The 12,670-nt window shown below is 44.1% G+C and carries 11 protein-coding genes and 1 pseudogene; 4 read left to right on the plus strand and 8 right to left on the minus strand.

The features are described 5' to 3' along the window. Window positions 1–18 precede the first annotated feature (18 nt). Complete coding sequence (locus tag MKA69_RS05120) at window positions 19–1,044, plus strand: glycosyltransferase family 9 protein (protein ID WP_305847616.1); 1,026 nt, start codon at window positions 19–21, stop codon at window positions 1,042–1,044. Next, window positions 1,037–2,248 carry an O-antigen ligase gene (locus MKA69_RS05125; RefSeq protein WP_305847617.1) on the plus strand — a complete coding sequence of 404 codons (1,212 nt, stop codon included), beginning with the start codon at window positions 1,037–1,039 and terminating at the stop codon, window positions 2,246–2,248. Before MKA69_RS05120 ends, MKA69_RS05125 begins: the two co-directional genes overlap by 8 nt. A 2-nt stretch (window positions 2,249–2,250) precedes the next feature. On the opposite strand, the gene MKA69_RS05130 is transcribed toward MKA69_RS05125, so the two are convergent. The 8 genes from MKA69_RS05130 to rfaD form a co-directional block, all read right to left on the minus strand. Continuing rightward, window positions 2,251–3,369 carry a glycosyltransferase family 9 protein gene (locus MKA69_RS05130; protein WP_305847618.1) on the minus strand — a complete coding sequence of 373 codons (1,119 nt, stop codon included), beginning with the start codon at window positions 3,367–3,369 and terminating at the stop codon, window positions 2,251–2,253. Further along, window positions 3,370–4,467: a glycosyltransferase family 4 protein gene (locus MKA69_RS05135; RefSeq protein ID WP_095469573.1), complete on the minus strand. Its 1,098-nt coding sequence runs from the start codon at window positions 4,465–4,467 to the stop codon at window positions 3,370–3,372. Then, window positions 4,464–5,594: a glycosyltransferase family 4 protein gene (locus MKA69_RS05140; RefSeq protein ID WP_217970451.1), complete on the minus strand. Its 1,131-nt coding sequence runs from the start codon at window positions 5,592–5,594 to the stop codon at window positions 4,464–4,466. The genes MKA69_RS05135 and MKA69_RS05140 overlap by 4 nt, the downstream gene beginning before the upstream one ends. Next, window positions 5,587–6,699, minus strand: a complete 1,113-nt coding sequence (gene rfaQ / locus MKA69_RS05145) for a putative lipopolysaccharide heptosyltransferase III (protein WP_305847619.1) — start codon at window positions 6,697–6,699, stop codon at window positions 5,587–5,589. Before rfaQ ends, MKA69_RS05140 begins: the two co-directional genes overlap by 8 nt. Next, on the minus strand, window positions 6,696–7,685 hold the full coding sequence (rfaC, locus tag MKA69_RS05150) for a lipopolysaccharide heptosyltransferase RfaC (protein ID WP_305847620.1): 990 nt from the start codon (window positions 7,683–7,685) through the stop codon (window positions 6,696–6,698). The genes rfaQ and rfaC overlap by 4 nt, the downstream gene beginning before the upstream one ends. Next, on the minus strand, window positions 7,685–8,737 hold the full coding sequence (waaF, locus tag MKA69_RS05155; RefSeq protein ID WP_305847621.1) for a lipopolysaccharide heptosyltransferase II: 1,053 nt from the start codon (window positions 8,735–8,737) through the stop codon (window positions 7,685–7,687). The genes rfaC and waaF overlap by 1 nt, the downstream gene beginning before the upstream one ends. Window positions 8,738–8,821: 84 nt before the next feature. After that, entirely contained in the window at window positions 8,822–9,988 is a 1,167-nt protein-coding gene (locus MKA69_RS05160) for a nucleotide sugar dehydrogenase (protein ID WP_258463031.1), read from the minus strand. A 58-nt stretch (window positions 9,989–10,046) separates the two neighbouring features. Continuing rightward, window positions 10,047–10,991: an ADP-glyceromanno-heptose 6-epimerase gene (gene rfaD / locus MKA69_RS05165; RefSeq protein WP_258463030.1), complete on the minus strand. Its 945-nt coding sequence runs from the start codon at window positions 10,989–10,991 to the stop codon at window positions 10,047–10,049. A 217-nt stretch (window positions 10,992–11,208) separates the two neighbouring features. Here rfaD and MKA69_RS05170 point away from each other — a divergent pair, with 217 nt between their 5' ends. Beyond that, window positions 11,209–12,348, plus strand: coding sequence for an LPS O-antigen chain length determinant protein WzzB (locus MKA69_RS05170; protein WP_305847622.1), 1,140 nt, complete (start codon window positions 11,209–11,211; stop codon window positions 12,346–12,348). A gap of 157 nt (window positions 12,349–12,505) precedes the next feature. Further along, window positions 12,506–12,661: pseudogene (locus MKA69_RS18190) on the plus strand (transposase family protein); the annotation flags it as partial. Between the last annotated feature and the right edge of the window lie 9 nt (window positions 12,662–12,670).

The raw sequence follows: 12,670 nt of genomic DNA on the forward strand, positions 1-12,670 counted from the left end.
ATCAGGTAGCGTTAGAAGATGGTAAAAAATATCTTGGTTATCCGTCGTGATAACATTGGGGATTTAGTATGCACGACACCATTATTTGAGTCATTGCGACACTTGTTCCCTCATGCGACCATTTGTGCCTATGTTAATACTATGAATGCACCAGTATTAACCGGTAATCCTTATATCGATCGGGTTTTTACCTATACGAAAAGTAAGCATCGTCAGCCGGGACAATCTTTATTTGGATTGTATTGGCAGAGATTATGCACGCTGATTGAAATTAAAAAGCAGCGATTTGATACGGTGATTCTGGCGAATCCTCGTCCTTGCTACCATAGTCTGAAAGTGGCGAAAACGGTTGGCGCTCAGCGGATTATTGGTGCGGCGATTGAAGGGGAAAACGCGATTACACATCCGTTCAATCCAGACGATTTCTTCGGGGCGCATCAAGTGGAGCAGGTACATAGCTATTTGCGTGTATTCAGTGAGCCTCTCCCCGTAATTCCACCCAACCGAATCTTTATACAAGATTCGAGTCTAGAAACCGTACGAACACGCTTACCTAATTTGTCGCCAGATAAGGCTATCGTTGGGATTCATATTAGTGTACGGCGTCCTAAAAGTCGGTGGAGTGTTGAAAAATACGCTGAACTGATTCATCTGATTAGCCAGCACAATCCACAGATGCAGTTTCTTCTGTTTTGGGCTCCCGCTAAAGCTGATGATATCCGAGATGTTGGAGATGAAAGTCGTGCAACGCAACTGATGGAATTGTGTGCTAATCTGCCCGTCTATCCATTGCCTACTGAAAATGTTGAGGTTCTTAAAGCTGGGTTATCATTATGTGAAAGCGTTATTTGTAGTGATGGTGGCCCGATGCATTTGGCTGCAGCATTGGATAAAAAGTTGTTGGTTTTTTTCGGTGAGACATCAATAGAACATTGGCATCCGTGGTGCCAATGTTACGAAATCCTCAAACCGCATAATGCCGTTTCCGAATCCATATCTTCTCAACAGGCTTTTAAGTCGTATTTAAAGTTATCACATGATTAATCGTTCTTATTTTTTCCAGCTTGCATTTTTGCTGCCGCTAGTCGGGTTGGTTTTTCTATTACCTTATGCTCATGTTAATGGTGTTGTTCTGGGGTTTCTCGTACTCGGACTAATATTAAGCATATGCTATGTCCGCAATTTGGAAACACTGCGTTCAGTGTTGTTGGGGTGGGGAGCGTTTGCATTATGGTATGCCGCATCCTCCTTGTGGACAAAGAACCCTGATTTAGTTTGGCATGGTTTGCGTAAGGAGATTTTGTATCCTCTAGTCGCTTTTTTGGTGGGTTTTCTTGGATTGAAAGTTCAGTCAGCACGGGTTCAGACTTGGTTCATTAGTTGGATTCTAGTTGCGGGAACTTGTTTTGCTTTCGTGGTCATCGCTTATTCCCATCAAGGTTTTGGTTTTCTTGGGCTACAACGATTAAGTAGAGAATATTTCCCAGATGTCGGGGATGGTTCAACCATTTTAGTGTTGTTTTCAGCGGTCGGATTGCTGATATGGAACTTACCATTATCTCGTCGGTGGTGTGGCATATTATTGGTCTGTTATCAGCTCACAATGCTTTATGCGACTCTGTTAACGCAGAATCGGATGGGAATATTGTGCTTTGTTCTATTAGCGTTGTTAATGGCTGTTTATTTGTGTTTCTTTTTACCTCGAAAAATGCGCTGGGGATTAGCACTGCTGATGGTGCCAGTGTTATTTTATGGTGTATATCAAGCCTTTATGATTAAATTCCGTTATGTGGATGAATCTATCGAACCAACCCAAGTGGTGATGGAAGTCAGTAAGAATGATCCGCGCATTTGGATGTGGAAATACTATTTTAGTAAAACAGAAGGACATATTCTATTTGGCTATGGCGCGGGTTATATGAACCTTAATGCTACCTTTCTAGGTGATTTTCCTAAGCAATTTGATGCGAATACGGGAATGCATGCCCACAATGTATTGCTTAATAAGCAATTACAGCTTGGGGTGATAGGTTTAGTTCTTTTCCTTTTGCTTTATGCGAGTGCTGCTCGGCCTTTTCTGCATCGTCCCGCAACGGTCATACAATTGAGTGGTTTGAGTTTGATGGCTCTTTTCTTCTGCAAAAGTATGACTGATGACTTTTTTATCCGAAATAACTTAATCTTGTTTTGGTTATTACTCGGAATGCTTTGGCAATTGCGGCAGTTAGAGCTAACGCAAGACGAATAGTCTCAGCCAAGGTTTCTTTTTAAGTAGTGTAGACAGGATTGCCACACGGTTTCGTAAGAGATTGATTGCATGCATGCACCGGGTGTTGGACATTGCTGAATGCTGCGTTTGCACTGGCGAACCCATGGCAACGATCGCTTAAAAAAGAGGGCTTGATCGCGACAATGTGGATTTGCATCGATAGCGATAAATGGAGCAGCGGAAAAATAAGGAGATACACCAGCAAGAGCTGGAGAGCCAGGCCCAAACAGTGAGACTGTTGGTGTAAAGGTGTGTTTAGCAATATGGCTAATCCCAGTATCTAGGCAAACTAGGAGTGTTGCCTCTTCAATCAGTGTCCACATTTGTGGAATAGAGAGTTGGCCAACCAAACTGGTGTATTCTTTTTTAGGGTCGATGCGTTCGATAAGAGGCTCTTCGTTTGGACCTCCAGTCCATAGAGGTTGATAGCCTAGTTTGCTTAAATCAGCGGCTAATTGTTGCCAATAAGCATCAGGCCAGTGTTTTAATGAAGTGCTAGCGCCTACATGCAATAGCACATACGGAGTGGCGACCGTCTCTGGAAGTGGACTCTTCGGTACTAGCCACTCTTGTGGTGAATAAGGAGGAGGCGTCTGATCCCCAGATAGTTTGATAAGTAGTTCAGTGATCGAGGTTACCTGTTGAGGTAGTGTACGAATATCATTGAGTGGCCAGTCTTTAAGCCAAGAATGTCCAGCATAGCCAATAATTTTCGTACATCCCACGGCCAGAGCAGTCCAACTGTAGCGGTTATCGAGCAAGATATATGCTTGGTCAAAGGGGCCTTTGTTCCACAGTGTAAATAAATGAGTCCATTGCTTAGGTGTAAAGGGATGATACTTCACGCCATAAGGTTGGGTCTCATATAAGTTAGCGAGAAACGGCGGTCCTGCAAGAGTTATTTCGGCTTTTGGGTAACGTTGGCGTAATGCGGCTAGCAGCCCTGTTGTCATTAGGGCGTCGCCGAGCAATAACTGGTGGATAATTAATATTCGTCGAACGGGCTGTTCATTTTTGAATCTGAAAAGCCAGCGTTTAGGGATCTGGTATAGCAGAGCCACAAGTAGTAACAGACGAAACCCAAGTCGAGAATTTCTCATTTAACGCGCCACCTGTATAAAAATCTCTTCCATTTCATCGACCATTTTATCCAGTGTGCAATGAGCGAGTGCGTGGTGGTAACTATATTCTGCAAATTGCTCTCTCAATACCGAGCCTTCTAAAAGACACTTAAGTGCCTCAGCAAGTTCTTTGCTATTTTTGGTTGGTACACAAAATCCATTTTTGTGGGGATGTAAAACCTCCAGAATACTACCTACATCGGTCGATATGATAGGTAAGCGGCATAGCATTGCTTGCATAATCCCTTGAGGAACGCCTTCATTACCATAAGAGGGTAAACAAAATAGATCCATAGCTTGGAGGTAAGGAACAACATCATCTTGATTCCCTACCAAGGTAACCTGCGAGCGTAGCTGTAGGTTATCAATGCAGCTTTCTACATTCGCTCGGTTTGGGCCATCTCCCACAATTAATAAATGGTAGTCATGTCGTTTTAGTTCATCGAGAGCATGAAGAAGATATTCATGTCCCTTCCACGTTCGAATTGTAGCTAGAATTCCGACAATGGTTTTATCGGCAGGCAAATTAATTCGTGTTTTGGCGGCCACTTTGTCATCGCAAGGAGTAAAACGATGGGCATCAATCCCAGTCGGGACAGAGCGCATTTTTCCCAAAGGGATTCCATTGTCACGGTGTAAAGTTTGGCGTAATTTTTCTCCAGTAGTCACTAAAAAATCATTGCCTTTCAGGTAGAGCCAGCGTGAGGCGAGATTATTATGGACGGTTGTGGATAAGTGACGAGTGCGTACGATTCCGGGACGATGGCGTCGCCACATTAGCGTCAATGACACCAACCAACTATCGGTTGAACTGTGAGTATTGATGACATCAAATTTGTGTTTTGAAAGAAAGCTTGATATTGCTCGCAGCCCTTTCAAGTTTTTGCGTTGAATAGGCAAAGAGAATACTGGGATGCCTCGTTGTTGAGCCGCTCTATAGATATTCGACTCAGCTGGGCAGGCAATTGTTACTTGGTGGCCTTTAGCCATCATGCCTTCTGATTCGGTTAGAATTCGGATTTCTTGACCACCCCAACCGCAGGAGGACTCAGTATGCAGTATGTGTAATTTTTTCATGATCGGTATTGCTGTAATAAATGTTGATACAGAGTGTTTAGTTGTTCCGCTAAGCGTGAAGCGGTAAATGGTTCGACCGTTATCCTTGCTTGCTGCCCGATCTCTAGAGACCTTTGCGAGTCGGACAAGCTGCGAATCGCTTGAGCTATGGCTTCAATATCAAGGGCATCAGTCACAAAGCCATTCTCACCATGTCGAATAATATCGCTTGCGCCACAGGTGGTACTGGTAATCACACCTAGTCCAGCCGCCATGGCTTCAAGCACGACATTTGGAAATGGATCATACAAGGTTGGAAATAAAAAGCCATCGGCTGCCCCATAATACGCCGCTGGCTGTTTTTGTAATCCAAGAAAATGAATGCGTTCCTGGCATCCCAAATTTTTCGCCTGTGTTCTATAGCGTTTTTCCTGTTTATCTTGGCCAATAATGAGTAGATGGGCATGGGTTTGGGCGATGGCTTCTATTGCCGCGGCGACCCCCTTACGCTCAAAACCGGATCCGACATACAGCATGACGGGCGCACTGTCAGGGATCGCCAATTGCTGACGAATTGGCAAACGATAGCGACGTAAGTCTGGATGAAACTGTTTATTATCAACCGCATTATAGATTACGTGAATACGCTCTGGGTTGAGGGAAAAGTGTTGGCAAATTTCCCTTTTAACCAAATTGGAATTACAGATCACAGCCTTAAGATTGGGATGATCAAACATTGCTTGTTCTGCATTTATGATATAGCGATGAAAGCGACTACGTTGCATCGCCTTCGCCTGAGCGGGTGTCTGAATACGAGATTTATGCTCTAGCCAGCAGCGATGAACCCCATCTCCTGCTCGGAAAATATCACAACCAGGTATGCGTTCATGACTCTGCACTAGGTCAAAATCAGCAAACAGTGCTTGTGCTTGTTTAGCAAAGCCTCGCTCACGACTGACTCTTCCCCACTTAAAAGGATCGCAGCGTAAAACATGATAATGAGGATCTAGCTCCCCCTGCCACTGGCGAGTAATGACGGTTAAATCTATCGACTCCGTTTCTCTCAGGGCGGTGAGTGCAGATGCGACAAATTTCTCTGCACCACCATCAGGGCGGTATTTTTGTCGTACGATTGCCAGTTTAGTCATGTTTATTGAGCTGCCTTTCAATTGCTTGATACACCGTATCTACAGTAATGCTCACGAGACACTCGCTCACCTTTCCTGACCCACATCCATCAAAGCCGCAAGGACGACAAGTATGTTGGCTGGTTAACACATGGGCTTGTTGGCTCCATGGACCCCACTCGTTGTCGCCACTCGGGCCAAAGAGCGCTACCAACGGGGTATTCACGGCAGCCGCAATATGCATTGGTACTGAATCGACCCCAACCATAAGAGTTGCACGACTGATGAGTGCGGCGAGTGTACGTAGTGATAACTGGCCATCTAAGCGAATCAAACGAGGGTGTGTTAAACCATCCAACATATGATTCACTAAATCTAATTCCACAGGATCTGGAGCCGCGGAAATCACGATGTTATGACCGGCTTCTAACAAACGTTCAATCAATAGGCGATAATGATCCAAAGGCCAAGTTTTGAATAGCCAGCGTGAGGTTGGGTGTAGCACGATAAACGGCTCGGAAGGTAACGTAGGCGCCTGATGTTTAAGTTTTTGAAAATCGGCATTGGTTAGGTTTAAAACGAGTTTTTTTTCTGTTGGTTTAACAACAATGCCTGATTTACGCAGGCTGTCGAGGTGCACTTCGACCGTGTGACGGCGGTTACCTTGGCGAGGCAAAGGATAGCGGAGTGGGAAAGCTCGTTTCCAAAGTCTGTCCTGTCGATTTGAGTAGTTTCCGGCAATACCATAAGATGCATTGCATAGCCATTTGAGCCAAAGACCACGTCTCGATTCTGTTAAGTGGATGACAACATCATAATTTCGTTGGCGAAGCTGTTGTATCAATGACAATTCGTGGCGAACAGTAGAAAGAAACCCTTGTGATTTCCATTTTTTATCTATTACGTGCAATTGACTGATTGCTGGGTGCTGCTCAAGCATCGGCGCGGTATCTTGGTAGACCAGTGCATCTATCTCAAGGTGTGGGTGGTGATTTTTCAGCACTTGAAAAACAGGTGAACTGAGCAGTACATCACCGTGGTGGCGTAGTTTGATCACCAGTACACGATGTGTTTTTAGCCAGTCAATCGGATGTGGTAAATAGGTTTCAAGCCAAGCCTGGGTCATAAGGAAAGTTCCGCTGAAAGTATTGGTTCTAATACGTTTAGAACATGGCTAGGAGTCAGAGTCTGAATGTTGTTAGAGCCTAAAAGTGAGGCGCTAAGTGGGTGCTGTTGTTGACCGTACCCACCAATCAATCCAGGGTCTGTCGGCCCATACAGCGTTATATTTGGTCTATCCAATGCGGCCGCGAGATGACTCAGTCCCGTATCGACAGAGACAATCGCAGTGGCATCTGCGAGTTGAGCTGCAATTTCTGACAAGGTGAGTCTGGGAAGGACGTCGACATGATCAAACCCTGACGCTAGCCTTTGGGCGCGTGCTTGTTCATGGGGGGCTCCCCATGGCAAGCGAACCCTTATACCTAAGGGTTTCATTGCCGCAATCAATGTGCGCCAGTGGTTTTCTGGCCAATGTTTTTCTGCTCGAGTTGTGGCATGCAAAAAAACACAATAGGGAGCGATATTATGACTATTCGGATTTTGTCTGAAGTGATGGGCAATAGCATAGTCACCCGTTGTGTTGGGTAGACTATAACCTAAGCTCATGGACATTAAAGAGCGGATGCGCTCTACGGCATGTTGAGTTTTGGATACATGGTGCTTATGTTGGTAGAACAGTGATGCCAAAGGCTCACGAACAGATGACCAATCGTATCCGTGTACGGGAGCTTGAGGAAGTCGAGTCAACCAAGCACTTTTCAGTAGGCCTTGCGCATCGATAATCATATCGTAATGCGTTTGTGTGACCTGTTCGCGAAAGTGTTGCCACTGTTTGCGAGTGTTGGCTTGAAAGGGGGTTTTACGCCACCGACGAAGTGCCACCGGAATGACGTGTTCAACGCACGTATGCCAACTTGGGATTTGCGCAAAGTTTTCTTCCACCACCCAATCAAAACGAAGGTCGTCGATCATTTTGGAGGCATCAGTCAGTGCCGGTAAGGTGTGGATGACATCACCCATCGATGAGGTTTTCACCAACAAAACCCGCATTATTCGTTTCCTTGTTGAGGTATTAGTTGATTCTGTAGTGCATCAAACACCTGTTGAGGCTGAATATCGATCAAACTCTGATGGTAGCCCTGTTCGCCATCACCTCTGCGAACTTTGTGATAACCGCTGATTAGTCGAATAATGTGAGCCTTGTTGGATAGTGGCGGGGTAAAGTCCGGCGAGGAAGGGCCATATAGTGCAACTAATGGCAAATTCAACGCAGCAGCAACATGCATGAGGCCTGAGTCATTACTCACTACTGCATCGCAAGAGGCCATGAGATCGACCGCTTCTTCGAGCTTGGTTTGACCCGCCAAATTTAAGCAAAAGGAGTTGAGTTCAGTAGGTAAGGCCTGAATGATTTGTTCACCAATAAGTTGATCTTTCTGTGAACCAAAAATAACCACTTGCCAGCCTTGGAGAATGATTTTTTCACACAGAGTTGCATAATGGTACTCCGGCCAACGTTTTGCTGGACCAAACTCTGCCCCTGGGCAAATGACTAACGTTGGACGTTCTGCATGTAATCCGAAATGTATGCGCAGTTTTTCCTGTCGTTCACTATCAGTGCTAAGAGAAGGCCAGAGTATAGGTTCAGGTAGCTCTTTAGCGTTAGTGATCTCATTTTTATCGAACGCTAGTGCCACGTAGCGTTCAACCATCATCGGAAACGCGGGTTTATTAAGCTTTCGATAATCATTGAGTAATCCAAAGCGCATTTCACCTAACCATCCGGTACGTATTGGTATTCTCGCCAACCATGGAATGAGTGCTGATTTGAGTGAGCCTGGGAGCACGATGGCCTGATCGAACTTTTGTGCCTTAAGTGATCGTGCGATTTGCCAACGGTGTTTTAACTCTAGCTTGCCATGCCCGATAGGCATGGCAAGGATCGCATCTACTTCAGCCATACGAGATAAAATAGCTCGACACCAATCAGGGGCTAAAACCGTAATATGACAGTTCGGATTTTTTTTCTTTAGAGTACGGTACAGACTTTGGGACATGACCATATCCCCAACCCAAGAGGGTCCAATGATTAGAACTTTCATAATGTTGGAACCTCTCGATTTAGAGGGAAAATAGTGTAAATAGATTCGACATATTAACGTTTATTTTTATTGCCATGACTGAGATTAATCAGAACCAAAAAGGTCACGAGTATAAACTTTCTCTATGACGTCTTCTAATACCTCGGTCATTCGATTAGAGACAATCACATCAGAAGATGTTTTGAACTCTTCGAGGTCATTAACAATCCGTGAGTTAAAAAAGAGCGGCTCAGTAAGTATTGGTTCATACACAATAACTTCAATCCCTTTGGCTTTTAAGCGCTTCATGATCCCTTGAATTGAGGACGCTCGGAAATTATCTGAACCCGATTTCATAATTAAACGATAAATACCAACGACTTTAGGTTGACGTTTAATGATAGAGTCTGCAATGAAATCTTTACGTGTACTATTTGCATCGACAATCGCACCGATGATGTTATTCGGCACATCTTGATAGTTTGCGAGCAACTGTTTGGTGTCTTTGGGTAAGCAGTAGCCACCGTAGCCAAAAGACGGGTTGTTATAGTGATTACCAATACGAGGATCTAGTCCAACGCCCTCAATTATCTGCCGGCTATCTAAGCCATGGACTTCAGCGTAAGAATCGAGTTCATTGAAATAGGCAACACGCATGGCAAGATAGGTGTTCGAAAACAGTTTAACTGCTTCTGCTTCTGTGGAATTTGTAAATAAGACAGGAATGTCTTTTTTCATGGCACCTTGAACGAGTAACTTTGCAAAAGTTCGTGCACGTTCGCTTTGCTCACCCACAATAATACGAGATGGATACAAGTTATCGTGTAATGCTTTTCCCTCACGTAAAAATTCTGGAGAGAAAATAATATTGTCGCAATTTAGCTCTCGCTTAAGTTTTTCAGTATGGCCAACGGGAATTGTTGACTTTATAACCATGATTGCATTGGGATTAGTAGCCATAACGTCACGGATAACGGCTTCAACAGATGCGGTATTAAAATAGTTAGTGTTGGGATCGTAATCCGTTGGAGTCGCAATAATCACAAAGCTAGCGCCTTGGTAGGCAGTTACTTTATCTGTTGTCGCAGTAAAATTGAGTTCTTTTTCGTGGAGAAACAGCTCAATTTCCTTATCAACAATTGGAGATTGACCACGATTAAGCATCTCGATTTTTTCTGAGTTTATATCGAGGGCCACCACTTCATTGTTTTGGGCTAGGAGTAATGCGTTGGACAGACCGACATAGCCCGTACCTGCTACAGCGATTTTCATAGAGGTCTCTCTTCTCTTTTATCCTTCCCCTAGGAAGGGGAAGGTAGGAGGGAAATGATTATTTGTGGTTAATTAAAGTCATATAATCAGCGACGCCTTCAGCTACAGTCTTGAACTGTACATCACAGCCAGCAGCACGAAGTTTGGTGAGGTCTGCCTCGGTAAACTCTTGGTAAGCACCTTTTAGGTGCTCTGGGAATGGAATGGTTTCCACTTCGCCACGACCATGGAAAGCGATTACCGCTTTCGCCACCTCGTTGAACGACTCCGCTTTACCTGTACCGCAGTTAAAAATACCGGATACACCGTTATCTAAAAACCATAAATTGACCGCAGCGACATCGCCGACATACACGAAATCACGTTTGAAGTGCTCACTACCGGCAAACAGTTTCGGATTTTCACCCGCGTTCATTTGATTGTTCAAATGAAAGGCAACCGAAGCCATCGAGCCTTTATGCTGCTCACGAGGGCCGTATACGTTGAAGTAACGAAAACCAGTAATTTGCGATAAGGTTTCACCGTGTTGTTTTGCATCTAGCCATAGGCGGCGTACATAATTATCAAATTGCTGTTTCGAGTAACCGTAAACGTTGAGTGCGCCTTCGTATTGCGGTTCTTCAATAAAGGTATCGGTTTCACCATAAGTGGCTGCTGAAGAGGCATACAGGAAGGGAATTTCACGATCTAAACAGTAGTGCAGCAGCTCTTTAGAGTATTCATAGTTGTTGAGCATGACATATTTGCCATCCCATTCTGTGGTCGCAGAGCAAGCCCCTTCATGGAAAATAGCATCAATTGGGCCAAAATCATCACCCGCCATGATCTGAGCTAGGAAGTCATCTCGATCCATATAATCAGCGATCTGCAGGTCAACCAAGTTTTTGAACTTACGACCATTTTTAAGATGATCGACGACCAGAATGTCAGAGATACCGCGCTCATTAAGTGCTTTGATAATGTTGCTGCCAATCATGCCAGCTCCGCCAGTTACGATAATCATTATGAATTCCTATAGATGCGAACAGTTGCACGCATTATAGCCCGCCATTTTCTTACTGTAATCACAAAATCTAAGCTCTGCCTTTTGAAGGCTCGCCCTGTAAAGGGTTTTGGTTTAGACTTCGTGAAAAATTATATAGTGTATAACGCTATTAGGAGCGAGACCTAAGGGCGGTAGCGTGTCAAAAATTTGTACTTCTATACTGCAGGAGCAATCAGTGAGTTCATTAGCTAATACCTCTCCCATTCAGCCGCCACAATACCCACATTACGCCTATCCGGCGAATGATGAGATTGATTTAAAAGAGCTTTTTGCAGCCCTATGGCAAGGGAAGTGGCTAATCATTATGACCACATTGTTTTTTAGTGTGGGTGCCATAAGCTATGCATTAACCGCCCAAGAATGGTGGAGTGCAAAAGCAACTGTGAGCCAACCACATCTACAAAATGTTACTTCCTATCAACAGGCCGTGAAACGTTATCAGCCTGTGTTTGATTTGTACCAAGAAGATGGCACCATAATTGTCAGTAATGCATTAAATAGCTTGATTGACCCTAAGCTAATCTTTCAGCAATTTATTCAAACCTTTAATGCTAACGGCACCAAACGTCGCTTTATGCAAACTAACCCTACTTTTTTAACGTTGCAAAAGCGGTGGCTTACACAAACGGATGAGCCGGAGAGCATCCAGAATTTATACGAGCAGTGGTTTGGGCGTATTCAAGCTTCAGCCGTAGATAAAAAAAATAGCGACACATTCACCTTAAGCTTTCAATCTGTAGACAAAGCCAGCAGCTTCGCTTTGCTCAATGACTATACTGAGTTTGTTAATCAAAACCTCAATCAAAAACTGAATGAAGATTTAGTTAGCACATTGGCGGCTAAACATGTTGAACTTATACAGCAAGAGCAGAGCTTACTTCAGCAGGCACAATTACGTTTACAGGTTGAGTTAGAGCGTTCTCAATATGCGTTAACCATTGCTGAGGCGGCAGATATTAAGCAGCCAGTACAAAATTTAGGTGAACAAGAGATTTTCGCGATAAACATTGGCAGCCGCGCCTTAAAAGCAAAAGTGGACGCTTTAAAATCAATCAAAGATCTGAGTGTGTTTGAGCCAAAACTGGCGATTTTACAAAGCAAGTTGAGCCAATTAGATTTTGACGCACTGAGTGCAGATACTAAGTGGTTGGTCAATGGTTTTTATTATTTAGACCAACCGAAACAACCACTAACTAGAGATAAACCAAAGCGCGCTTTGATTGTGGTGATCAGCACCTTACTTGGCGGAATGCTGGGTGTGGCGATGGTGCTGGTGAGGTTTGCGTTGAGAAGAGAAAAAGAGCCTAAACTTTAGGATTCTAGAATCTTACAACCATATCCGGTTCTGATGATGTACTAGCCAACATAGAAGAGTTAGTAGAGCAAAATTTAGATATGGCCGCCTTTGGTTGTATGGCTCACAGTTTTCTTGTTCCGATGGATAACGTTATCACACAACAAACAATTAACCGATGATCAATTTGACGATTATTTTAAGTGTTTTTTATGCATCCATAGGCAAATTGGATAGCATTCCAGATTATCATCCCAAAAGTAAAGTTGAACACAAGTTAACGGATGTCATTTTGTTAGCAATCTGTGCGGTGCCTTCCGGTCAGGATTATTGGAAAACCCTG

Source organism: Vibrio sp. AH4 (genome assembly GCF_030710545.1).
Taxonomy (GTDB): domain Bacteria; phylum Pseudomonadota; class Gammaproteobacteria; order Enterobacterales; family Vibrionaceae; genus Vibrio; species Vibrio metoecus.